Source organism: Streptomyces sp. NPDC048734, from assembly GCF_043198675.1.
In the GTDB taxonomy this organism is placed as follows: Bacteria; Actinomycetota; Actinomycetes; order Streptomycetales; family Streptomycetaceae; genus Streptomyces.
Genome location: NZ_JBICUZ010000025.1, coordinates 22697 through 46739, shown reverse-complemented (window position 1 = coordinate 46739; position 24043 = coordinate 22697). Strand labels below are relative to the sequence as shown.

The following is a 24043-nucleotide window of genomic DNA, read 5'->3' as shown; positions in this document are numbered from 1 at the left end:
ACGACCGGGGTGTCGTGTCCGGTATCGGGAGGGACGTACTGATGGTCGGTGTGGGGATTTTCCTGCTTCTGTTGGCTCTGGTGATGGTCGGGCTCGGCTCGGCCGACCAGCGGGCGCTGTGGTGGCGCTTCCAGGCGAGGCGGTTCCGGGATCCGGCGGCGAACGAGCCGTCGGACTCGGCGTACCGGTCGCAGCGGGTCGCGGCCTTCCTGTGTGCGGCGCTCATGGTGGGCATGGCCATCTGGACGTTCTCTCTGGCCGCTGAGATGTGAGACAGGTGGGGCGCGAGACGGGGCCGATGCGGTCACGGTCCGCCACCCTCCGTCAGGACTCACCATCACGGGAGGTATTCGCACGTGGCGTGGGACGAGTGGGAGCAGCTCAAGGGCGCGGCGGCGGAGCGGCAATCCACACGGATGCAGCTCAACCAGTACCCCGCCGACCAGGGTGGGGACGGCACTCAGGGAGACCTCGTAGCGGGTCATCAGGATCTCGAGGCGGTCGGCAAGGCGGCCCATGACCTGTTCGAGGACTTCACGACCTACAGCGGGCACGCGCGCGTGGCTTCCGCGGCGGCCGCGGGCGGCCTCAAAGGGGAGGGCTTTGCCCTGGGAGCCGCGCTGGATCATGTGACGGAGCGCTGGAGCGAGCAGACGAAGTCTCTGCTGGACGCCTGCGCCCACATCTCCAACCATCTGCGGTTCACGAAGAACCAGCATGCCGCCGACGACTCGTACATCTCCGGCACGGTGAGCAGCATCTCCCTGCTGGACGAGGGCTTCGACGACCGGAAGGGTCACTGACACCGATGGACCTCGACGCCCTGCGCTACGGGGATTTCTCCAAACTCGGTGAAGCGGTCACCGACTGGGAACAGATGACGAAGAAGCTCGCGGACCTGCAGAAGGACGCCGAGAACAACCTCAAGGCCAAGGCCGACAAGGCTAAATGGGCCGGCGTCAACGCCACCGTCAGCCGCGAGTTCATCACCAGGACGGCAGCGGAGTTCGCCGACGCGCACACCCAGGCCGACTCCATCACCAAGATCCTCAGCGATACCCGCGGTGAGCTCATCGGCTACCGCACGCAGTTGAACGACGCGATCACGCGGGCCGCGCAACAGAACCTGACGGTGGTCGACACCGGCGAAGGCACGTTCACGGTCACCGGCAACACCCGGCCGGACTGGGCCTCCGACCCCAGCGGAAAGACCGGCGCGACGGACCAGAAGGCGGTGAACGACCTCCGCGACGAGATCCAGGGCATCCTCACCAAGGCGACGCAGAGCGACAACAGTGCCGCGAAAGTCCTGCGCCTGCTCGTCGACCAGGCCAAGTACGGCTTCGCCGACGCTTCCTACGCCGACCGGGACTCCGCGGCCAGGGCCGTCGCGGCCGCGGAGAAACTGGCGAAGATGGCCAAGAACCCGGCCGACATGAGCCTCGACGACATCGCCGACTTCAACCGCACCCTGGAGCTCTACAACGGCGACTCCCTGTTCGCGGAACAGTTCGCCACCCGCCTCGGGCCCAAGGGGACGCTCCAGTTCTGGACCGAGATGACCTCTGCGCACGCCGGTGCCAGGGGCTCGGAACTCGACACGATGAAGAGTCTGCAGAGCAATCTGGGTCTGACCTTGGCCACGGCGTCGTTCTCCGACTCGGAGGCTATGCAGGACTGGAAGAAGGACCTCGTCGCCGAACGGAACACCAACTTCCGCGCCACGAACTCTTTCAGCCCCGTCGGAGCCCTCGGCTCGCAGGTGATCAGCAGCCTGATGCGGGAGGGGCAGTACGACACCGAGTTCTTGGACGACTACCGGAAGACGCTTTTCAAGGCGGACAAGGTAGGGGGAGAAAACAACACCGATGCACTGTGGGTAAAGGGGTACGACGCTCTCGACCTCGTCTTCGGAGATGGCAACGGCCGAGATCCACTAGAAGGACTCTTCGAGGGGCTCTCTCACAACCCGGAGGCAGCGGTGCATGCCTTCGAGTCCAGGTCCGATCTCGATCGTTTGCTGGCCACGACCGCGTACACGGACCGAGGCCACTCACTGGGGCATGCGCTGGAAGCCGCAGTGACCGGAATTGGGTTGGGGGACTCAATGGAGGCAGCTCCACCACACAGCGAAGCCCAGGTCCAGATCATGGCAAACGTCATGCACGCTGTGGCGCAGTCCGATGGCGGCGCAGACCTCGTGGGACGCGGAATGGGTGAAAGTTTTGGGCACATGGCAGCCTCCTACATGCCGGAAATCAGCCGGGCGTTCGGAGGGCCAAACTCCGAAGCCATTTTCCTTTCGCCGAGCGATGCCCCCACAGGCCTCAAACAGACAGATGTAACGAGATTCCTGTCAGCAATCTCATCAGACCCGTCAGGAAGGGCAGGAATCGTTTACGGAGAGAGCATCTACACCGGCAGCCTCCTTGATGCGCATCTGGCAGACCCTTCCTTGTTCGATGGAGACCGCAACCAAGTCCTTCAAGGCGTCGGGAGAAATGCAGGAATAATCGAAGGTATCGTCGCCCGCTCCGTCGCGAATGCAGATATCGAATCGTCGGTCGGGACAGAAAAAGAGTTCAATGACAGCTTGGAGGCTCAAGGCAACTTCTTCAATACCGCACTATCGGCCGGCATCGGGTACGGCACTGCCGCACTGGCTCCAGCGGGACCGGCGGGAGCCGCTTACGCCGGAGCTGGAGGGTTCATCACCGGCGCCGCAGGAATGGCCGTCGGCCGCTTGCTCGAGGGTAGGGAATTGGACGGCGCACTGGACGAGGCAATTTATCGAAATGGACAGGACCTCAGCAGCACTCAGGAATCGGTCAGCCAGCAGACACAATGGTCGGTTCAGGATGCACTGAAGCGACACCATGTGAACCTTCCGATAGACGGAACCAATACAATGATCGGAAAAGCTGTAAATGAAGGCTGGGAATCGAGCGAAATCATTTTGAGGTCCAACAAGCAGGTCCCGAACTGAGGAAAATCCGACAGGATCCCCATGGACAAGAATAAAAAAATCGCGATTACCGGAACCGCAACATTGGCTCTGGCGATTGGAGCTTGGTTCTCTTATCAAGAATTCTTCACCAAAGGGCTCGATAACCTTCCGAGCAGAGTGTGCGATGAAGGAGTTGAGAGGGATACGGTGAGACGGGTCCTCCCGGACACCAGGTCAGCCGAAGAAGGTGCGGACATCAACGGATCCGGGGACAGCTTCATCTTCAGCTGCCGTATCTACACCGCCAACGATTCCATCTTGTCGGGAGAAGCGAAGATCCAGGATTCTTCCCAGAAAACATGGGAAAAATACTATAAATCCTACGGTGGAGAACCGAAAGGGGCAACCGTACAGACTTCCTCGGATGGAATTTACGCTCTCGCAAAAGAAGATTTTGCCAGCGTATACACGCCGTGCGTCCCTAATGAAAGTAGGTCGGATGACGCTTCTCAAGAATACGCCCTGGTAACCGAAGTGCGTGTCATCGGAGAGAGCAGAACTACTGGTATCGATCTACATCAAGCACTGACCGACTTCGCCTACCAGATCACCCGGCGCGCTTACTCCTTGGGGGATTGCCAGAGTCCCCAAGATTTCCCGGAAAAGCTTCCTCGTTTCGGAAAAAGCTGACAACCGACTCACATGAATCTGAATCCTGCCGGAACGGATACACCGGAATCACATTCATCGCAAGTTTAGTCGGCACTGCAGCGGCAGGATATCCGACACTATCAGCAGCATGACCTTAGAAAAACTATTCCAGAACGCAGGAGCTTCAGAGAAGCTAGCACGAACACCGTGCACATGACATAATTCATCGACACCGACATCTAGCTTGCGCGGGAGAGCGCCCTTTTTTGTTCAGGAAGCGACCTGGCCATCTCGCACGAATCATCCAAGTTCCGACTTATGCCGTCGTCGCACTGACCGGAGCGCTGGAAATTTTTGCTTGCTCAGGCGGAGCTGAAGAAGAGGGAAAGAAGTACACGATACCCAACGCCCCCTGCGGCATTCCACTCGACCCCTGGTTACTCGACGCTTTCCTTCCGAAGGTAATTCCTTCGCCGTGAAGCCCTCGTCACCCAATGGGGGGACGAAACGCTGTGACCTCGTCGTCGACGGCGATGTCTCAGTCCGGCAGACCCAGACGTGGTGGAGCAACGGGGAGGGCGCGTCTACCGTCGCCGCCGCGTACGACAAGATCGACGACGGCCAAGTGACCGACGACAATCGCTATCTCTATTCGGGCACGGGCGCCGTGGGGAAGACCGCGACATCGTGCAGGTCCTCGGATCATCCCGATCAGAACCTGTATGCCGTGATCCAGGTGTTCACCCCCGATCGATCCGACTCGGGCGCGATGAAGAAACTGATCATGGCCTATACGAAGGCGCTCGAAGACTCCGATGAGTGCGGCTGATCGCTCTCCGGACCACTTCTCACCACAATGCGCGGCCGAAGCGTAGCCGACCTGAAGTGACGTGACACAGCACCGGGGTGGGCACCTCCCGTGCGTGCCCACCCTGGTGTCGTGTCTGCGCGCTCTCCTACTGGAAGTAGCTCGCGCCCTTCAGGTCGCCGCCGCGGTAGTCGCCGCCGGCGGTGTGGACCTTCTGCGAGATCTGGACCAGCGCGGTGTGAATGCCACGCGCGTGCTTGTTCCACTCCTCGCTCTTGCCCTGGAACGTCTGGAACGCCTCGCCGCCCCAGCCCGCGGACACGTTGAGCACGGCCTGCCGCAGGGCCTCGAGGTCCTCCTCGAGCTTCTTGGCCTGGTTGCCGAGCTCGGTGGCGAGCGCGTCCATGGTGCCGTACGTGACGGCAAGGTCGTCGTAGTGGGCTCCGGACATGTTTCCTCGTTTCTTTGAAGATTTTCAGCCGGACTGCACAGCCCGGACAACGGTGTGGCTCAGTACCGCCACCGAACCGTCAGTAGCTGTTCAGCGCCGACGTCTTCCCGCCCAGGTCCTCGACCGAGATCTGCTTGAGGTCGGCCTCGATCTGGTCCTCGAGGTTGCGCTTGTCGGTCTTGTTCATGTGGATGCCCTCGAGGAAGTCGTCGAGCATCTTGCCGATCGCGACCATGTGGCCGTTGATCTCCGTCTGCTTGACGTTGAACGCGTTGGCGCCCTGACCCGTCCAGGCCTTCTCGATCATGTCGATCGTGCCCTGCAGCTTCGCCAGCGAGCCCCGGATGTTGTCGTACCGGTCGATGACTTCCGTCTGGAGCTTCTGTACGTCGCCGTCATTAAGCTTGCGGTCGACCATTTCGGCACCCCTTTTCGTATGAGCTGTGGTTCGTCTCTGCGTGCGTTTCCGCACCAGAACGGTTGTGTGTGGCTGGTCGTGGTACGTCGCCCGTCATGCGCCGCGCCGTGAACGCACCATCGCGAAGGCGCCACCGCCGATCACCAACACGGCCGCCGCCGCTCCGAGGGTGACCCACATCGTGGTGTTGTCGTCGGAGGAGTTCGCGCTCGATCCTGCCGCCGAAGTCTGGCCACCTGAAGGGGTCTTCGGGAGCTGTGACGAGGTTGATGCGGACGGGGAGGTCGAGGTGTCGTCGCCTGTGACGCCCACCGTGTTCTCCTTGGCGAGCGGGTCGGTGTCGGCCGCGCCGGGATTGAAGTTGCTGTTCTCCAGCACCTTGCGGGGGCGGATCAGTCCGTAACCGAGGTACGTGCTCGGGTCGTCCTTAGCCCAGTCACGGCCTGCGGTGTCGATCAGGCTGGCGAGGACCTGGTTCGCCGTCCAGTCGGGGTGGGCGGACCAGATCAGGGCGGCGGAGGCGGAGGCGATGGCGGTGGCTTGGCTTGTGCCCTGGCCTGTGCAGTATGAGCGGAAGGTCTTGTCGCACCATGTGGGGACGTTCAGTCCAGGGGAGGCCAGGTCAACGTAGTTCCCGTACTCCGAGAAGTCTCCGGCTTTTCCGTTCTCGTCCGATGCGGCAACTCCCACGACATAAGGGTACGCAGCCGGATACCCAATAGGGGCCTTGCGCTCCGCGTCATTTCCCACGGCCGCAAACATCAGCTTGCCCTTGGACTGAGCGTATTTGACGGCCGCCGCCTCCTCCGGGTTGTCGCCAGGACTCCCGTAGGACATGCTGATGATTTTGGCATCACTTTCAGCGGCGGCTCTGATCGCCTGGGCAGAGCTTGCGGTCTTATTTCGCTCTACCGCGCCCTTCAGATCGTCGGTCTTGATGCGGTAAGGGACAATCTTGGCTTCGGGGGCAAGGCCCTTAAGTCCCTCACCAGCACCGGTACCGGCGATCAGTTCCGCCATGGTCGTTCCGTGGCCCAAGTAGTCCCGTGTTGCGCCATACCCCACGACCGGAGGCACCTCATTGGCAAGTACCTGCCCCTTAAGAGATGGGGTATCAGGGTTGACTCCGCTGTCAATGACGGCAACCTTCACTCCCTTCCCGGTGCTCACCTTCCACATTTCCTCGGCTTTCATCGCCGACAGATACCACTGCTGCGACTGGACGTCGGCGGCCGATGCGCTCGGAGCCAGACCTGCCGAGAGGACTGCCAAGGCACCGAGCGCCGAACAGACGGCGGACACCCGTCTCCCGTTTCGCCCCGCGGAAGACACGCTCCGCCCGCCGCGCCGGCTGATCCCTGCCACCATGCCTCTGCCTGTCCTCGCTCTTGTCGGTCAGTCGGTCGACGACGCGTCATCGCGCCGCTCGTCCCGGCGCGAACGTTTCTTACCGGAACGCTGATTGTGTGCGGCACCGCGGATCACCCCCGGATCACCGGACGTGTTTCCACCATTCCTGTTTCCAGGAGTTCGGCCCTTCGTCGTTCCGACCACGCCCTCAGTGCTGCCGACAGGGCGCCGAGCCGCCTGTCCCGAACCCGTGCTCGTTGTCGGGCCGGGCTTCCCGATCACCCCACGCTGGCCAGGCTTCTCGCCCATAGCACGCGAGGTCGGCACACCCTCACCACCGACGACCGTGCCGCGCGGCAGTCTGGAACGGTTGGTGCTGGAGGTGCCACCAGTGACAGGCCTCCCGCCAACGACCCCATCGCCGGTACGCCCAGCCCCGGAACGTCCGGCACCGGTGCGCCCGGGATTGATCGCCCCCATGCCGGTGACTGGGCCTCGGGGAACGCCCCCAGTACGTCCAGTTACCTGCCCTCCGGCTTTTGGCACCCCACCCACAACGCCGCGCCCCATAGGGCCAGTGCCACGTCCGGCTGCCTGACCTGGCGCGGGCGCACGCCCCGTCGGCCCCATGGGACCTGTTCCCGTACGCCCTGCCGCGGCGCCACCCGGCATACCACCGACTCGCCCCTGAGCGGAGGCCGGAAGCTTGCTTGCCGGCACACCGCCAAACCCTGAGGTACGCCCGGCCTGTCCTCGAAAGGCTGGAGGAACGCCCACAGGGGGAAAGGCTGGAACTGCCCCCGACGGAGATCCGTTGGAAACAGCCGTCGACGAGGGGCCTACGGTCGTCGGTCTCGCTGCTTCCTGTGGCGGCAGCGTACCGACGCTGTCGATCTCCGTACCGACGTGGTTCTCGGGCCGCGTCGCGGGATCGACCAGCCCCCCTGTAGACGGCAGGGAAGACTCAGGCTGCGATCGCCCGGTCGTGGCATTCGCAGAGTAGTGCGCTGTTTCTTCCACGCCACTAGAGCGAGGGTGGAGGCTGACCTTCTGTTCTCCAGGAGGTTCCTCCCCTCTGACAACTGTCGGCGCCGGCACCCCCACATCCGGCATCTTCGGAAACACAGGCTCCTCCGCCAGCTGCATCATCCCGCTCGACACCGTGTAGAACGACGCCAGTCGGTACATCTGGTTGATCGCCTCTTGGCGGTCCTTCTCGGCCTTGACCGCTGCGGCGTAGTCCTTGTTGGAGTCGACCTGGGCGGGCACCGGGAAGTCGTCGGCCGTCTTGCGGTCGGTGCGGGTGTCGCGCGGGGGCATGGACTTGCGTACGGAGGCGAGGCCGGAGCCTGCCGCCAGGATCTGGGTGCCCACCTCGTCGGCGTAGTCGGCGAGTGCCCGAGCCGTGGTGGTCAGGTCCGTGCCCCAGGTGTAGAACGCGGTGTGGGCCTCGCCCTCCCAGTCGACGGAGCCGAGGTTGCGGCTGAGCTCGTCGGCGGCCTCCTTGATGGCGTCCCGGGCGTCGACGAGGGCCTTGGCCGCGCTCTCCAGCGTTTCCGGGCTCGCCGACTCCACGATGTCGATCATCTCGTTGAGGTCGTAGCCCTCGAAGCTGGTCTTGCCGAAGTTCACGTGGCCGCCGCTGTAGAACGGGCTGACCGCGGCGGCCACCTTCCGGACGGTGTCCACGGTGGAGTTCTGCTCGGCCGCGTCCTGGCGTTCGGCCTGGTAGTGGTCGGGCTTCTTGTCGCCGCCGCTCATCAGTACCCCGCGTCCGTGTGGTCGGCCTTGTTGTCGCGCTTGAGGTGCTCGTTGAGCATCTCGGTGCGGTCCTGGTTGACCTCGGTCCGGATCTCGTGGAACCGGTAGCGCAGGTCGTCTTCGAGGTTGTCGAAGGTGACGTCCACGCCGTGGACGGCGATCTGCATCGCCTCGAGCTGGAGGCCGAGCGACTTGGAGAGCGTCGTGATGCGCTCGTGAACGCGCTCGTACTCCAGGTGAAGTGTCTTCGCTTCCGGGAAGTTGCCCGTCCCGAAAGCGGTCTCCGACAGGCTGTGCGTCGCGACCTTGGACGAGCCGCCCGCCGAGTCCTCGAAGGCCGTCAGCAGGTCGTCCACGCGCTTCTTGAACGTCGAAAGCGCCATCAGACCGCGCCGTACGTCGGCGGCACCACCGCCCGTGTCTGCAGGAAGCATGAAGCCTTCCCTCCCCGTTCCCCGTTGTCAGCGGCCGTCCCGGGCAGCCCGCGCTCCCCAGGTGTTCATGACCGCTACACGTCCACTGTAGTGACTTCCACCGACAGCCCCAACTGTCATATGAAACAGCTCTGCTACTGCCCGCCGGGGCTTCACCGATCCTTCACAGGCGGCAACCGGCCGTCCGCACACGGCAGTCGGAAACCGGCATTGCCCCCTACTGCGTCCCCGCCACCCTCCGTGCCCGGCGCCGCGCGTCGCGGATCGCCACCGCCGTGCCGCCGAGGCCCGCGACGAGGACCGCCGCGGCCACGGCCACGTACGTGGCGAGGCGGGCGTTGCGTTCGTCGGGGGTCTCGCCGACCTGGAACTTCGCGGCCGTCGGGGCCTTGGCCCGGGTGAGGCCGTCCTGGGGGCTCGGCGACTCGATCGGGTGGTCGTCCTCCGTCAGGGCGCGGACCGGGTCGACGACGCCCCAGCCGACCAGGCGGTCGTGGCCGGCGATCGTGCGCTCGGCGGTCTGCTCGATCTGGGCGACGACCTGGCGGGCGGTCCAGTCGGGGTGCTTGGCCTTGATCAGGGCCGCCACGCCCGCGACGTACGGCGCCGAGAAGCTCGTACCGTTGTCGGAGCAGTGGCCGCCCTGCGGGACCGTGGAGATCATGTCGACGCCGGGTGCCGCCACGTCGACGAAGTCGCCGGACTGCGAGAACGAGGCGCGTTCGTTGTTGCGGTCCGAGGCGGCGACCGCGAGGACGCCCTCGTAGGACGCCGGGTAGGTCTTCTTGGTGTTGCCGCCGACGCCGTCGTTGCCGGCCGAGGCCACGACCACGATCCTCTGAGCCAGCGCCTCGTCGATCGCCTTCTCCAGGTCGGAGTCGGGGCGGACCGCCTGCGAGGTGTCCTGGGAGATGTTGATGACCTGGGCCTTGGCCTGGACGGCGTAGCGGATCGCGTCGGCCAGGGTGCCCGTGTCGCCGTGGCCCTCCGCGTCGTTCTGCTGGATCGGGATGATCGTCGCCTCGGGCGCGAGGCCCACGAAGCCGGTGCCGCCGAGGGGGCGGGCCGCGATGATGCCGGCGACCTTGGTGCCGTGCCCGACGGTGTCCGTCGTGCCGTTCTCCGCGCCCCGCTCGATCGGGTCGCCGTTGTCGTCCTTGAGGTTCCTCGGCAGGAGGTTGCGGCCGCTCTTGGCGTCGACCGCGGCGGTGAGCTGCGGGTTCTTCACGTCCACGCCGGTGTCGATGACCGCGACCCGCACGCCTTCGCCCTTGGACCGGCTCCACAGTTCGTCCAGGAGGACGCGCTGGAGGGACCAGGGGCGGCCCGGGTACAGGCCGTTGGGGAAGCTGCACTGGTCCGAGTAGGGCAGTTCGTCGGCCGCCCCGGCGGGGGGCGCGAGGACCGTGGCCGTGGTCAGCAGCGTCGCGGCCGCCGCCAGCGTCGTACGAAGCACTGTCGTCCCCTTCCTCACGTTCCTCACGAGCCCTGCGGCTGGCGTGCCGCGGCCGTCGACAGGCGCGGGCCCGTCGGCAGGAACTCCGACCAGGCGGCGGGGATCGGCGCCGGGTCCACGTCCTTGTAGCCGAGCCGGTTCTGGGCCTGCCGCGCCTCGCGCTGGAGCTGCTCGCGTTCCTTGGCCGTGGTGCCGATCCCGGCGTCGTCCGTGGCGCTGTCGGCGTTGGACTGGAGGACGTAGCGCAGGCCCGTGTCGGTGACGAGGAACACCGGGCCGGTCTTGGTCTGCTCGCCCTGGAACTGGCGGTAGAGCTGGCCGGAGCCTGGGGTGACGTAGGCGCTGGAGGCCCCGGTGGGCAGCTTGGCCGGGTAGTCCGTGCCCACCCAGGTGCTGAGGGTGGTGGCGCCCGAGTCGGCGTCCACGTCGCGCAGGACGTTGCAGATCGTGCTGCGGCTGCCGGAGGCGGCCGACGCCTCGTTGACGGGGACGGGGTCCCCGGTCGGCCAGTTGCGCTCGGTGCCGAACGCCTGGCCCGGCACGATCGCGCCGGGGCTGACCTCGTGGGCCTGCCCGGCCTGGCCGAGGGGGGCCAGTTCCTCGCTGAACAGCAGCAGTTGGGCGGTGAAGGCGGAGACCGGGGCGACCCGGCCGGGCAGCACCACGTAGTACTGCTCCGTGTTGTTGTCGAACGCCTTGAGGACCATGCCGACCTTGTTGACCGACGCGTCCAGCTGCCCCGGCGCCCCGGCCGCCGCGCCCGGCTGCCCGGTGACCGCCGGGAAGGTGATCGCGTCGCCCGGGTGCAGGGTGGCCAGCCACTCCGCGGAGACCCGCTGGGGCTCCCGGCCGGAGCCGACCACGGCGCGCAGCAGCAGTTCGTCGCCCTTGTCGACGGGGTAGACGGCGCCGCTCGCGTCCACGACGTACCGCTTGCCGTCCGGGTCGGCGACGTAGAGCAGTTGGCCGCCGTGCAGGCGGCCCTTGCCGTCGGTGAGCTTCATGTCGCGCGAGGAGAGCACCAGCGCGGCCTTCTGGACGGAGCCGTCGCCGCCCGCGCCCGGACGCTCGCAGACCACCCAGCGCTTGCCGGTGCCCGCCTCGGACGCCGGGGGCAGCCGGTCCGGCGCGTACGGGATGCCGATGGTGACGCCGTGCGGGATTTTGCCGTTGTCGAGGACGGACTCGGCGACGGTCACGACGTCGCCCCGGCCGTCGGCGAGGAGCAGTTTGGCGGAGGCCATGTTGAGGACGGGGTGGAGCTGGACCTGGCCGTCGGTCTTCAGGACGACGTACCGCGTCGTGGACTTGCTGGCCACGATCACCTTGGCGTTGGGCTCGTCCCAGCCCTTGGGCGCGGTCGGCTTGAACATGCCCCACGCCCCGAAGACCGCCATGACGATCACTCCGACGACGATGCCCGGCAGGACGGACCGCAGGGGGCGCGGCGCTCCCTCCTCCGAACCGTCGGGCGACGACTGCAGGAAGGCCGCGAGCATGCGGCGCTTCGCGAAGGTGTAGGCATTGAGCTGATCGCGCCGGGATGCCATCTGTCTGTGTCTCTCCCCGTTTTCCGTCCGGGCCGCACGCGCGGGTGACGCGGTCCCCCGCCCCCGATGTCGGAGCGGCCCCCTACTATGCCTGGTATCCGCGCGGACTTGGGGAGCGGGTAGGGTTCCCGGGCCGTCAAGTGCCCTGTGGGGTGCTGATTTACGGGCGAGTCGTGAGCAGAACGGGGAGATGGAGTGATGGCTTCGGGAACGCGCGTGCGCTCCGGTGGCCGGTCGCGGACGCGGGGCTCCTCGGCGTCCGGACCGCAGCCGCCGCGGGCGTCGCAGCGGTCGGCGGCGTCGGGGGCCTCGGGGGCGCTCCATCTCAAGGTGCGTTCGGGGGCCGCCGGGGCGTTCCGGCTGCAACGCCTCGTCCTGTGGGAGACCGCGGCCGCCGTCCTGCTGGTCGGCTGGGCGATCGGCCCGGTGGCCCTGGGCGTGGCCGGTGTCGTCGCGGCGGTGCTGGTGGTGCTCTCGGTGGCGCGCCGACGGGGCCGTTCCCTCCCGGAGTGGCTGGCCACCGCGCGGGCGCTGAAGGCCCGCCGCCGGCAGGCCGCCAAGCTGGAGATACCGCCCGGGACCGAGCCGGGGTTCGCCCCGGCCCTGGAGTGCGACCCGAGCCTGCGCACCTACGAGTACGGCAGCCGTGACCGGCGGCCCGTCGGGATCGTCGGCGACGGCACGTTCGTCACCGCCGTGCTCCAGGTCGAGGCGGACGCGACCGCGCTGCGGGCCGAGCGCAGCCGGCAGCCGCTGCCGCTCGCCCTGGTGCACGACGCGCTCGACGTGGACGGCATCCGTCTGGAGTCCGCGCAGATCGTGCTGCACACCCAGCCCGCGCCCGCGCTGCACCTGCCGCGCCAGTCCGTGGCCGTCGCCAACTACGCGCCGCTGCAGGAGCAGACCGGCGCACCGGCGGTGCGCATCACGTGGATCGCGTTGAAGCTGGACCCGGAGCTGTGCCCGGAGGCCGTCGCCGCGCGCGGCGGCGGTCTCGTCGGCGCGCAGAAGTGCGTCGTACGGGCGGCCGACCATCTGGCGAGCCGGCTGACCGGCGCCGGGTTCCGGGCGACCGTGCTCGACGAGGAGGGGCTGACGGCCGCCCTCGCCACCTCGGTGTGCGCCAACCCGCTGGTGACGGCGGAGGCCGGGCGGACCGGGGCGGTGGACCGGCGCACCGAGGAGTCCGGCCGGAGCTGGCGGTGCGACAACCGGCGGCACACGACGTACTGGATGCGCCGGTGGCCCGCGCTGAACGGTGGCGGCGGTCCGTCGCTGCCGCAGTTCGTCGCCCTGATCACCGCCGTCCCGGCGCTGGCGACGACCTTCAGCCTCACCCTCGCGCGCGGCGAGCGGCAGGAGGTGTCCCTGAGCGGGCACGTCCGGGTGACGGGACGCAGTGACGACGAACTCGTGGCGGCCAGGCGCGCGGTGCAGGGTGCGGCCCGGCACACCGGCGCGGGGCTCGCCCGCCTCGACCGCGAACAGGTGCCCGGCATCCTGGCCACGCTGCCCCTCGGAGGTGCCCGATGACGGCGACGACGGCAGGGACCGGCGCACCCGAGCCTTCTTCCGGCTCCCAGGGACACCGGTTGCCGCGCGCCGGCTTCGGACTGATCGGCCCGCGGCACGGGCGGCACTCGGTGTCCATGGACCAACTGGGCGCGCTGGCGCTGCCGATCGGGGACGACGGCGTCGTCATCGGGGTGGACGCCGAGGGCCGGCCCGCCGTCCTGGGCGTCAACCGGCCCACGCCGTACGACGTCGTCCTGATCGGAGGCCTGTGGACCGCGCAGGTGCTCGCGCTCAGGGCGGCGGCCACCGGAGCGCGGGTGGCCGTGGAGACGGGCCGGCCGCAGGCGTGGGCGCAGATGGTGCACGCCATGGGCGGCGGGCAGAACGGCCTGGCGGTGTACGAGGTCGGCCGGGTGCCCCCGCAGGGCGCGTCGGCGGGCACTCCGGTGCTGGTGGTGCGGGACTGCGGGATGCGCCCGCCGCGCGGGCGCGTCGCCTCCGGACCCTGGCAGGCCGTGCTCACCCTGCTGCCGTACCTCTCCCCGGTCGCCCCCCGGCTGCTGCGGCAGGCCAGGCTCGTCGGCGTGCAGCGGATCTCGCCGGACGAGTCTGCGGAGCTGGGCCGCGCGTTGGCGCTGCCGCGCGCGGACGTGGAGGCCCTGCCGACGCTCGCCGACGGCTTCACCCTGTGGTGCGCCGACCGCGACCGGCAGTACGTGATGACGCAGCCCACGGACGCGGAGGTCGGGCTGCTGGGCACGCCCCGGCGTATGGACTGAGCCGGTCTACGGCTTCCCGGTTTCCCTCTTTCCGGCTGCCTCGTACGGCAGTTGTGGCGTTATGGCCGCTTTGCCGGGTCGTGGCGCACGCGAGGTCACTCGTCGGGAGGCCGGTGACGTGATGGACTGGTGCCGGGGGTGGGCGGACCTGCCTGGGCGGGGCATCCGATGATTAGGCTGGTGCCGGGCGCGATGCCGGAAACCGTGGGGTGGGCGTCTGCGTCCCGGGGGAAGCCGGCACTCAGGACGACCCCAGACGGCCTCGGACCACCGCGTACGACGAGAAACGGTCGCCCCGGCACGGCTTTGAGGGTGCTCGACCACACCAGGAGGAACTGTGAGCAGCGATCGGGACGGGATCCGCGGGGGCTGGGCCACACCCGGCGATGACCAGACCGACGCGGAGTCCGCCATCGAGACGACGGGCGAGTTCACCATCGACTACGCGCCGCCCGCTTGGTACACGCAGAACGCTGCGGGCGACTCCGGGTCGGGCACCGGATCGGCCGCGGGTGCCGGTGGGTCGGCTCCGCCGGCCCACCCGAACGTGACGCCCGGGGCGCCGTACGCGCCTTTGGGCCCTCCGGTGACCGGGGCTCCCTTCGCACCGCCCGCACCGGCGGCCGGGGCTGAGGCCGGAGCACCGTACCCGCCGCCCGTGGCTCCCGCTCCGGAGGCGCCGTTCGCCCCGCCCGCGCCACCCGTGGCCTCGCCGGCTCCCGTCGGAGAGCCGGTCGCCGCGCCCCGACTGCCGGCGGAGGCCGGGTTCGAGCCGCAGCAGCCGCGGCCCGCGGCGCCCGCCGCCGGAGAAGAGGGCGGTTCCGGGAACGGCGATCTCGAGAGCGGCGCGACCATGCGCTTCTCGGCGGTCGCCCTGAAGCGGCAGCTCGCGGAGCGGGCCGAGACGGCGCACCCGACGGCCGACAGCGCGGCCGAGACGGACGCCACGGCCCCAGCGGGTGATGCCGGGGCCGCGAGCGACGAGGTCCGCGAGACTTCGCCCTCCGAAGCCGAAGCCGAAGCCGAGGGAATGGACGCCGATAAGACGGACACCGGGGAGACCGAGACCGGGTCCGGCGGGGCGGCGCCCGAGGGCGCTGCCTCCGAAGCGGCGGACGGGGTCCGGCAGGACGCCGGACCGACCGCCGAAGGCGACGCGGCTCCCTCGGCAGGGTCCACCGTCACCGGGGATTCCGCCGCCTCGTCCGTCGACGCGGAGTCGGCGGACGAGGTCCCTTCGGACGACACGCCCGCCGCCGAACCGGACGCCCCGGCGGCGACCGAGCCGCCGACCGCCGCGGACGCGGCACCGGCACCGGCCGCCCCGCCGTCGGACTCCCTCCCCGCGGACGCGGTCGCTCCGCAGGGCGACGCACCGCCGGTGGCTCCGCCCGCCTGGACTCCCCCGCCGGCCCCGCAGAGCGGACTGCCGCCGCTGCCGCCGTCGTACCAGCCCGCCACGCCCGCCCCGGCGCCCGAGTGGCCGGCTCAACCGCAGCCGCCCGCTCCCGCAGCGGCTTCGGCGGCTCCGCAGCCGCCCGCCCAGCCGCAGGCCCAGCCGCCCGCGCCGGCGGCCTGGACCCCCGCGCCACCCGCCGCACCCACGGCGGAGCCCGCGCCCCAGCCGGCGTACGGCTTCCCGCAGCCCCCCGCCGCGCAGCAGCCGGGCCCGCAGCCCACGCCCGGCGCGCAGGCAGGTTACGGCTTCCCGCAGCCCCCGGCTCCCGCGGCCAACCACCCGGCCGGGTACGGCTTCCCGCAGCCACCCGCCCCTGCCCCCCAGCAGCAGCCGGGGACCCCGCCGCCCGCTCCCAACTCCCAGCCGGGCTACGGCTTCCCGCAGCCCTCGGCGCCCAACTCCCAGCCCGGCTACGGCTTCCCGCAGCCCTCTGCGCCCACGCCCCCCGCCAACCCCGGTGGTTACGGCTTCCCCCAGCAGGCCCAGGCCGCCCCGGAGCCGCCCGCGCCCGGCCCCCACCAGGCCCCGGCCCCTCCTGCCCCGCAGGCACAGGCCGCCCCGCAGGCACAGGCCGCCCCCGGCGGCTACGGGTTCCCGCAGCCCTCGCCCCCGGCCCCGCACGCCCCCGATGCGCCGCAAGCGCCGCAGACCCCCCAGCCCTCTCAGGCCCAGCCCGGTATCCCCCACCAGGTGGAGGGCCACCCCCAGGCCGCCCCGCCCCAGGGGTTCCCGCAGGGCTCTCCCCAGGGTTTCCCCGGACAGCCGCCGCACGCGGCACAGGCGGCCCAGCCGCCGCAGGGCGCTCCCGCACCCCAGGCTCCCCAGCCGCCCCAGGCCCCCGTCGACCCCCGGGCCGGGGCCGCCTGGCCGCAGCCGATCCAGCACGATCAGCGGCAGCCGGTCAACCCCGGTGCCGCGCCGCTGGGTTACACCGCGGCCGTCGAGCTGTCCTCCGACCGGCTGCTCAACAACAAGAAGCAGAAGGCGAAGAGCAGCCGTCCGACGGCGGGCGGCGGCCGGTTCAGGATCGGTGGCAAGAAGGAGGAGGCCGAGCGGCAGCGGAAGCTGGAGCTGATCCGGACCCCGGTGCTGTCCTGCTACCGCATCGCGGTCATCAGTCTCAAGGGCGGCGTCGGCAAGACGACCACGACCACCGCGCTCGGCTCGACCCTCGCCACCGAGCGGCAGGACAAGATCCTCGCGATCGACGCGAACCCCGACGCCGGCACGCTCGGCCGCCGGGTGCGGCGCGAGACCGGGGCCACGATCCGCGACCTCGTCCAGGCGATCCCGTACCTCAACTCCTACATGGACATCCGGCGGTTCACCTCGCAGGCCGCCTCCGGCCTGGAGATCATCGCCAACGACGTGGACCCGGCCGTCTCCACGACGTTCAACGACGAGGACTACCGGCGCGCGATAGACGTCCTGGGCAAGCAGTACCCGATCATCCTCACCGACTCGGGCACCGGTCTGCTCTACAGCGCCATGCGCGGGGTGCTCGACCTCGCGGACCAGCTCATCATCATCTCGACGCCGTCGGTGGACGGCGCGAGCAGCGCCAGTACGACGCTGGACTGGCTGTCCGCGCACGGGTACGCCGAGCTGGTCTCGCGGTCCCTCACCGTCATCTCCGGCGTCCGCGAGACCGGCAAGATGATCAAGGTGGAGGACATCGTCAGCCACTTCGAGACGCGGTGCCGGGGTGTCGTGGTGGTGCCGTTCGACGAGCACCTCGCCGCCGGTGCCGAGGTCGACCTCGACATGATGCGGCCGAAGGTGCGGGAGTCGTACTTCAACCTCGCGGCGCTGGTCGCGGAGGACTTCGTCCGGCACCAGCAGATGCACGGCCTGTGGACCAACGACGGCAACCCGCCGCCGGTCGCCGCCCCGCCCCTGCCGGGTCAGCCCCAGCCCTACCAGGCCCAGTACCAAGCCCAGGCTCAGGCCCAGCCGCAGCCGCAGCCCGGCCAGCCGTATCCCGCCGCGCCCCAGCAGCCGGGCGGTCAGCCCTATCCCCCGCAGGGCCGGACGCCGTACGGCGGGCCCCAACAGCCTTACCCGCAGGCGCCGCAGCCCGGCCAGCCCTATCCGAACCACGACCAGCATTACCAGCAGCAGCCCGCCTACCCGCCCCACCCCCAGGGCCCGGACGGCCAGACCCCTCCCCCGCCGCCCCCGCAGCGGTAGCGGCGACGGAAGAAGGGCGGCCGGTGTCCGATGACACCGGCCGCCCTTCGCCGTCGTAGGAGCGGGCTACCGGCCCGCCTCCGCCACCAGTTCCCGGCAGCGCTTCACGTCCACCGCCATCTGCTCCAGCAGCCCCTCCAGGGACTCGAACCTCGCCTGGCCGCGGACGAAGGCCAGGAAGTCGACGGCCACGTGAAGGCCGTACAGGTCGAGGCCGACGCGGTCGATGGCGTACGCCTCCACCGTGCGCTCGGTGCCGTCGAACTGCGGGTTGGTCCCGACGGAGATGGCGGCCGGCATCGCCTCGTCGCCCACGTGCAGCCAGCCGGCGTAGACGCCGTCGGCCGGGACCGCGGTGTGCGGGAGGGTCTCGACGTTCGCCGTGGGGAAACCGAGTTCCCGGCCGCGCTGAGCGCCCCGCACGACCACGCCCTCGACGCGGTGCGGCCGGCCCAGGATCTCCGCGGCGCCCTCCATGTCGCCCTCGGCGACCAGGCGCCGGGTCAGCGTCGAGGAGAACGGCTCGCCGCCGCCCGCGTCGCCGCAGACGAACAGGTCGACGACCTCGACCTCGAAGTCGTGGACCTTGCCCTGCTCGGTGAGGAACTCGACGTCGCCCGCGGCCTTGTGGCCGAAGCGGAAGTTGGGGCCCTCGACGACCGCCTTGGCGTGCAGCTTGTCGACCAGGACCTTGACGACGAAGTCGGCGGGCGACAGCTTCGAGAACTCGGTGGTGAAGGGGAGGACGAGGACCGCGTCCACCCCCAGGTCCGCCATCAGCTCGGCGCGGCGGTGGTGCGGGGCGAGCAGCGGCGGGTGGCTGCCGGGGCGCACGACCTCACTGGGGTGCGGGTCGAAGGTGACGACGACGCAGGGCACGTCCAGCTCGCGGGCCCGGTCCACGGCGTGCCGGATGATCAGCTGGTGTCCGCGGTGGACGCCGTCGTAGGAGCCGATGGTGACGACGCTGCGCCCCCAGTCCTGGGGGATGTCCTCCAAGCCACGCCAGCGCTGCACTGTGACCGCTCCTCGAACCCGTGTCCGTGTTTGTCGTGTGGTGGTGTGTTCGTGTGTTCCGTTGACCGCGTACGCAGCTCTAAGGGTGCCATGCCGGGTGTCTCCGGCCCGCATCGGGCTTGGGCGCTGTGACTCGCCCCACTGCCCCGGGCCGTCCGGCGCGGCCCCTGATCAGACGGGGACCCGCGCACCCGCCAGGTGCTCGATCGTGCGGCGGGCGTCCGGGCCGACCAGCGCCACCCACTGCGCCGGCTGTCCGGCGAGCCAGTCCGCGAGCTGTGCGGCGAAGCCGGGAACGCGGTGGGCCAGGTCGGCCAGGCCGCGGTCGAGGCGGGCGGCGCCCTGTGGGGTGCGGCCGAGCAGGAGGCCGGTGCGGTGGACGAGGACGCGCAGGTCCGGGCCGCTGAGCCGGCCGGCCGCGTGGAGCACGGCGTCCAGGACGGCGACGTCGTGTTCGTGGGCGAGCAGGAAGTCCAGCAGTTCCCCGCGGAGGGCGCCGGGTCCGGCCAGGACACCGGCCAGGGCGGCCCGCAGGACCTCGGATCCGCCGTCCAGCAACCCGGTGACCAGGGAGAACAGCACGGCCGGGGCGGGCTGTCCGAGGTCGAGGCGCTCGTCGAGACACGCGGCGAGGTCGCCGACGGCCTCCGGGTGCCGTTCCAGCACCTCGCGCAGGAGCGGCGCCACCCGGCGGGCCAGGGCGGGTGTGGTGGCGTCGACCAGGGCACGCAGCAGGGGTCCGGTGTCGGCGCCGGGTCCGTCCAGCCGGGCGCGGCAGGCCTCGAGGACCGGTTCCGGGTGGGTGGTGAGCGCGGTGAGCAGCGCGCTCGGGGGCAGCTGCGGATCGCCCTGGGCGAACCGCTCCAGAGCCCGTGGAAGGTGCCGGCCGCGGGCTTCGGGGTCGCGTACGAGGAGGGCGAGCGCGGCCCCGTGGAGGTCCCGGTCGGCGGGGTGGGCGAGGACCGCGAGGGCGGCGTACCGCAGCAGGTCGCGGTCGGGGCGGGCGCGCACGTGTGCCGCCGCGCGCGGTCCGTACGTCATGGCCGCGGCCCGTCGCCGCGGCCGCTCGTCGTGCGCCCACCGGTCCACGGCCCGGCACAGCGCGGAGGGTTCCTCCTCGGCGAGCACGGCGAGGAGTTCGTCGGCGCGCGGGTGCGCGCGGTCCATGAGGACCTCGGTGAGGTCGTCCAGGCCGCGGTGCCGGTGGGTGTGCAGCAGGGCCTGGGCGGCCGTCGCCACGGTGGCGTGCGGTGTCGCGGGCAGCGGCCGTTCGTCGTCGAACCAGAGCGCGAGCAGCGGCTGTACGGCGGCGGTGTCGACGGCGAGCAGCCGGGCGACGGCGTCGAGGTGGCGGGGGACGTCCTCGGCGTCCGGGGCCGGGTCCGCGAGGACCAGCCGGCGCAGGAGGTCGAGGCGGAGGCCGGCCGGGAGCCGCAGGGCGGCCCAGAAGTCCGGGCCGAACCCGGCCGGCCGGTCCGGCCGGTCGCACCGGCTGACGACGAGGTCGGCCAGGATCCGCAGGACGCCGGCGTACGGGGTCGCGTCCGGGACCCGCGGCAGGGTCTCGGCGAGCAGCCGGGCGGCCCACCAGGACTGCGGGTCGACCTCCAGCACGTGGGTCAACTCCGCCAGGCGGAGGCCGAGTTGCCGGGCTCCCTGTTGCCGGCCGAGGTGCAGCAGCGCCTGGACGACGGGGCCGATGCGGTGGTGCGGGACGGGCAGCGGGTGGACGCCGTCGGCGGTGCGCGGGCGGTGGACGAGGACGCGCAGGGCCTCGTCCAGGTCGAGGTGGAGGCCCTGGAGCCAGTCGGCGAGTTCCTCGTGGGCGAAGCGGTAGCCGCCGCAGGCGGGCACCAGGAGTTTTTCGGCGAGGACGGCGGACGCCCAGCCGGTTCCGCCACCGAGCCGGGCGGGCGCGGGTCCCCACGGGAACACCGCCTCGAACGAGGCCCGGTCCAGCTCGCCCCGGCCCGCCCCGAGGCTGCGCCGGGCCGCCTCGTGGACCTGCCCGGACACCTTCGCGGCGAGCAGGCGTACGGCGGTGCGGCGCACACCGTTCTCCGCGGCCAGCCGGACCGCAATCCGCAGGCACAGCAGGTCGAGGTGGGCGGCGAAGACGTCGTCGCGTCCGACGGGCGTGGCGTGGTCGGTGTCGGGGAGTGCGGCACGGACCTCCGCGTACAGGCGGAGGGTGAGGGGGTGCCGGGCGTCGGGGCCCGCGAGGGCGGTGTCCGGGACGCCGAGCAGGGCACGGGCCTCCTCGGCCTCGGCCGCGGTGAGGTCCTCGAGCGGGACGCGGGGCGGCAGGTCCCGGTCCGCGCGGCCGTGCAGCACGCCCGTCGGGAAGTGCCGGCCCGCCTGCTCCCAGTACTCCGCCCGGCACGCCACCACCAGCCGGGCTCCGGTCTCCCGCAGCCAGCCGACGGTGCCCCCGGTCCACTCGGGGAGGTGGGGGGCGAGGAGGGGCGGCATCTCCTCGGGGCCGTCGAGGAGGAGCAGCATCGGCCGGCCGGCGGCGCGGGCGAGGTGGGCGAGCCGTTCCGGGGTCAGGTCGTCGAGGGCGGGGACCGGGCGGGACGCGGCGACGATCCGGGCGGCGCGGGTCAGTGCGCGACGGGCCGCGTCGGCGACGGAGCGGTCCGTCTCCCGCAGGTCGGCGCCGCGCAGCCACAGCGTGGGCGCCGGTTGCGGGCCCCGGGCGCGCCGGCCGGCGAGGGCCGCGAGTTCGGTCGTACGGCCGCTGCCGGGGGCGCCGACGAGGGCGAGGACGGTGGCCCCGCTCTCGGTGAAGGCGGCGAACTCCTCGGCGGGCAGGGCGCGTTCGATCACGGCGTGGGGCTGGGCGGGCGGTCCGTCGGAGCCGACGGAGGTGGCCGCGAGTTCGAGGACGCCCGCCAGGTTGAGGTCGGCGCCGTAGGCGGGGACGGTGGCGGCGTTGCGGGCGAGCAGGTCGGCGAGGGGGCCGCCCGGCGGGCCGTGGCGCAGGGGGACGGCGAAACCGGTGTCGTGGCGGTCGGAGCGCAGGGCGGTGCCCAGGACGGCGACGACGGCGCCGGTCTCCGCGTCCAGCACGGGCCCGCCGGCCGCGCCCCCGCCGAGCCGCAGCGCGTCCCGCCCCGCCGTACCGATGGCCAGCTCCAGGCAGTGCGCGAGGCGGTGGAAGCGGTCCGTGGCCGTGTACGTCACGGAGGTCGCCGTCAGCACCCGCGCCTCGCGCCAGCAGCCGGCGGCCAGCCGGACGTGGGTGCCGCTGCCGGCGCCCCCGCGCACGGTGACCGGCAGGGGGGCCGCGTCGAGGCCATGGGTGCGGACGAGGGCCAGGTCCAGTTCCGGGAGCGGGGTGACCGCGTCGGCGGTGACGACGCAGCCGCGGTCGCCGGCGCCGAACAGGACGAGGCGGGTCAGGCCGTCGACGGCCTCGTGGCTGGTGACGACGGTGCCGTGGTGGTCGGCCAGGAAGCCGGTGCCGCGGGGGCGCCCGGCGAGGTCCTGGACGCGGACCAGCGAGGGCTCGGGAAAGGGGCGCGGGTCGTCCTCGTGCGCCGCCCGGGGGCCGTACCGCGGTGTGTCGCGGCCGTCGCCGGTGCGCGGGCCCCGTCCCTCCATCGCCGTACCTCCCCGCCCCGCCCGCGTGCTCTCCGGTCGACGGTAGGCGCGCGGTGATCGGCGGGACAGGCCGCGATACGAACGCGCCCCCGTGCACTCCCCGGGTTCACTCCGAGCGCCCGTCCGGACGGGTGAATGAACGGGGCTCGTCGGACACATCCTGGAGGTGGGGGGAACCGAGGGGGACCGTGGAGCGGCGGCGGAGCGACACCCCGTGGCCGCCGCTCCACGGGCGGAGCGCGGCGGTCACGGCATGATCCGCCGGGCCGGTCCCGGGAGCCTCAGCCGAAGACGGCCAGGCTCTTGGCCTTGCCCTTCTGTTCCTCCACCAGTGCCAGGAAGCGGCCTTCGGGGTCGAAGACGCCGACCGCGCCGGCGCCCGCGTACTCCTCGGGCATCTCCAGCCGCACACCGTTGAGGAGCAGCCGGGCCCGCCTTTCGTCCACGTCCCAGCGGGGGAACGCGGCCGCGGCGGCCTCCGCGATCGGCATCACCGTCAGCTCCTCCTGGAGCTGGTCGAGGGTGCGGGCGGAGTCCAGCTTGTACGGGCCGACGCGGGTGCGGCGCAGGACCGTGAGGTGACCGCCGACGCCCAGGTCGGCGCCCAGGTCGCGGGCGAGGGCGCGGATGTAGGTGCCGGAGGAGCAGACCACCGAGACGATCAGGTCCAGGACGGGGGTGCCGTCCTCGGCGACGGCGTCCCGGACGTCGTACACGGTGAACGAGGAGATGGTCACCGGGCGGGCGGGGATCTCGAAGTCCTCGCCGTCGCGGGCGCGCTTGTAGGAGCGCACGCCGTCGATCTTGATGGCGCTGACCTTGGACGGGACCTGCATGATCCGGCCGGTCAGCTTGGCGATCCCGGCGTCGATGGCGTCCCGGCCGACCCCGGAGGCGTCGGTGGCGGAGGTGGTCTCGCCCTCGGCGTCGTCCGTCAGGGTGTTCTGGCCCAGCCGGATCGTCCCCAGGTACTCCTTCTCGGTGAGCGCGAGGTGCCCGAGGAGCTTGGTGGCCTTCTCCACGCCGAGCACGAGGACGCCCGTCGCCATCGGGTCGAGGGTGCCGGCGTGGCCGACGCGGCGGGTCCTGGCGATCCCGCGCATCTTGGCCACGACGTCGTGCGAAGTGAAGCCCGACGGCTTGTCGACGATGACAAGGCCGTCGGGCGGGGTCTGCTTCCGGTTCATTCGGCGGCGTCGTCCGTCTCGTCGTCGTCACCGGGCTTCTTGTAGGGGTCGGCGCCGGCGGCGTACCCGGCGCCCGCGGACACCTCGCGCACCCTCTCGTCGGCCTGCCGCGCCCGGTCGAGGAGGTCGTCGATGGTGCGGGCGTTCTCCGGGAGGGCGTCGGCGACGAAGCTCAGCGTGGGCGTGAACTTCACGCCCGCCGCACGGCCGACCTCGGAGCGCAGGACGCCCTTGGCGCTCTCCAGGCCCGCGGCCGCGGCGGCCCGCTCCTCGTCGTCCCCGTACACGGTGTAGAAGACGGTCGCCTCCCTGAGGTCACCCGTGACGCGGGTGTCCGTGATGGTGACGTGGGAGCCGAGCCGCGGGTCCTTGATCCCGCGCTGCAGCTTCTGCGCCACCACCTCTCGGATGAGGTCCGCCAGCCTCTTGGCGCGCGCGTTGTCGGCCACTGGTCCGTCTCCCGT

19 protein-coding genes are annotated in these 24043 nt (G+C 70.7%); 8 read left to right on the top strand and 11 right to left on the bottom strand.

All coding sequences use genetic code 11. The features are described 5' to 3' along the window. Positions 1 to 41: 41 nt before the first annotated feature. The 5 genes from ACGFQC_RS34830 to ACGFQC_RS34810 all read left to right on the top strand — a co-directional run bounded on the left by ACGFQC_RS34830 (position 42) and on the right by ACGFQC_RS34810 (position 4427). Positions 42 to 272 carry a DUF6199 family natural product biosynthesis protein gene (locus ACGFQC_RS34830; RefSeq protein ID WP_363092049.1) on the top strand — a complete coding sequence of 77 codons (231 nt, stop codon included), beginning with the start codon at positions 42 to 44 and terminating at the stop codon, positions 270 to 272. A gap of 84 nt (positions 273 to 356) precedes the next feature. Then, positions 357 to 803 carry a hypothetical protein gene (locus tag ACGFQC_RS34825; RefSeq protein ID WP_363092048.1) on the top strand — a complete coding sequence of 149 codons (447 nt, stop codon included), beginning with the start codon at positions 357 to 359 and terminating at the stop codon, positions 801 to 803. 5 nt (positions 804 to 808) lie between these two features. Further along, positions 809 to 2986 carry a hypothetical protein gene (locus tag ACGFQC_RS34820; protein WP_363092047.1) on the top strand — a complete coding sequence of 726 codons (2178 nt, stop codon included), beginning with the start codon at positions 809 to 811 and terminating at the stop codon, positions 2984 to 2986. A gap of 21 nt (positions 2987 to 3007) precedes the next feature. Further along, positions 3008 to 3637, top strand: a complete 630-nt coding sequence (locus tag ACGFQC_RS34815; protein ID WP_363092046.1) for a hypothetical protein — start codon at positions 3008 to 3010, stop codon at positions 3635 to 3637. A 436-nt stretch (positions 3638 to 4073) separates the two neighbouring features. Then, positions 4074 to 4427, top strand: a complete 354-nt coding sequence (locus tag ACGFQC_RS34810) for a hypothetical protein (protein WP_363092045.1) — start codon at positions 4074 to 4076, stop codon at positions 4425 to 4427. 127 nt (positions 4428 to 4554) lie between these two features. On the opposite strand, the gene ACGFQC_RS34805 is transcribed toward ACGFQC_RS34810, so the two are convergent. The 7 genes from ACGFQC_RS34805 to eccB form a co-directional block, all read right to left on the bottom strand. Further along, a complete protein-coding gene (locus ACGFQC_RS34805; RefSeq protein ID WP_363092044.1) occupies positions 4555 to 4857 on the bottom strand; it encodes a WXG100 family type VII secretion target in 303 nt (100 codons plus the stop codon). 79 nt (positions 4858 to 4936) lie between these two features. Next, entirely contained in the window at positions 4937 to 5275 is a 339-nt protein-coding gene (locus ACGFQC_RS34800; protein WP_252547269.1) for a WXG100 family type VII secretion target, read from the bottom strand. A 93-nt stretch (positions 5276 to 5368) separates the two neighbouring features. Beyond that, positions 5369 to 6577: a S8 family serine peptidase gene (locus ACGFQC_RS34795; protein WP_363092043.1), complete on the bottom strand. Its 1209-nt coding sequence runs from the start codon at positions 6575 to 6577 to the stop codon at positions 5369 to 5371. A gap of 93 nt (positions 6578 to 6670) precedes the next feature. Beyond that, complete coding sequence (locus ACGFQC_RS34790; RefSeq protein ID WP_363092042.1) at positions 6671 to 8386, bottom strand: hypothetical protein; 1716 nt, start codon at positions 8384 to 8386, stop codon at positions 6671 to 6673. Next, positions 8386 to 8820, bottom strand: coding sequence for a hypothetical protein (locus ACGFQC_RS34785; protein WP_363092041.1), 435 nt, complete (start codon positions 8818 to 8820; stop codon positions 8386 to 8388). Before ACGFQC_RS34785 ends, ACGFQC_RS34790 begins: the two co-directional genes overlap by 1 nt. A 217-nt stretch (positions 8821 to 9037) precedes the next feature. Continuing rightward, positions 9038 to 10276, bottom strand: a complete 1239-nt coding sequence (gene mycP / locus ACGFQC_RS34780; RefSeq protein ID WP_393289087.1) for a type VII secretion-associated serine protease mycosin — start codon at positions 10274 to 10276, stop codon at positions 9038 to 9040. 23 nt (positions 10277 to 10299) lie between these two features. Beyond that, entirely contained in the window at positions 10300 to 11826 is a 1527-nt protein-coding gene (eccB, locus tag ACGFQC_RS34775; RefSeq protein WP_363092040.1) for a type VII secretion protein EccB, read from the bottom strand. 198 nt (positions 11827 to 12024) lie between these two features. Between eccB and eccE the strand changes: the two genes are divergently transcribed. From eccE to ACGFQC_RS34760, 3 genes are all read left to right on the top strand, one after another. Further along, on the top strand, positions 12025 to 13359 hold the full coding sequence (eccE, locus tag ACGFQC_RS34770; RefSeq protein ID WP_363092039.1) for a type VII secretion protein EccE: 1335 nt from the start codon (positions 12025 to 12027) through the stop codon (positions 13357 to 13359). Continuing rightward, on the top strand, positions 13356 to 14120 hold the full coding sequence (locus ACGFQC_RS34765) for a hypothetical protein (RefSeq protein ID WP_363092038.1): 765 nt from the start codon (positions 13356 to 13358) through the stop codon (positions 14118 to 14120). Before eccE ends, ACGFQC_RS34765 begins: the two co-directional genes overlap by 4 nt. Before the next feature lie 337 nt (positions 14121 to 14457). Further along, positions 14458 to 17769: an SCO5717 family growth-regulating ATPase gene (locus ACGFQC_RS34760; RefSeq protein WP_363092037.1), complete on the top strand. Its 3312-nt coding sequence runs from the start codon at positions 14458 to 14460 to the stop codon at positions 17767 to 17769. Positions 17770 to 17835: 66 nt separating this feature from the next. Here ACGFQC_RS34760 and ACGFQC_RS34755 read toward each other — a convergent pair whose 3' ends face one another. The 4 genes from ACGFQC_RS34755 to rbfA all read right to left on the bottom strand — a co-directional run bounded on the left by ACGFQC_RS34755 (position 17836) and on the right by rbfA (position 24028). Next, complete coding sequence (locus tag ACGFQC_RS34755; RefSeq protein WP_363092036.1) at positions 17836 to 18786, bottom strand: bifunctional riboflavin kinase/FAD synthetase; 951 nt, start codon at positions 18784 to 18786, stop codon at positions 17836 to 17838. A 171-nt stretch (positions 18787 to 18957) separates the two neighbouring features. Beyond that, a complete protein-coding gene (locus ACGFQC_RS34750) occupies positions 18958 to 22392 on the bottom strand; it encodes a trypsin-like peptidase domain-containing protein (RefSeq protein ID WP_363092035.1) in 3435 nt (1144 codons plus the stop codon). Between the two features lie 281 nt (positions 22393 to 22673). Then, positions 22674 to 23579, bottom strand: coding sequence for a tRNA pseudouridine(55) synthase TruB (gene truB / locus ACGFQC_RS34745; RefSeq protein WP_363092034.1), 906 nt, complete (start codon positions 23577 to 23579; stop codon positions 22674 to 22676). Then, positions 23576 to 24028: a 30S ribosome-binding factor RbfA gene (rbfA, locus tag ACGFQC_RS34740; protein WP_363092033.1), complete on the bottom strand. Its 453-nt coding sequence runs from the start codon at positions 24026 to 24028 to the stop codon at positions 23576 to 23578. The genes truB and rbfA overlap by 4 nt, the downstream gene beginning before the upstream one ends. Positions 24029 to 24043: the final 15 nt, after the last annotated feature.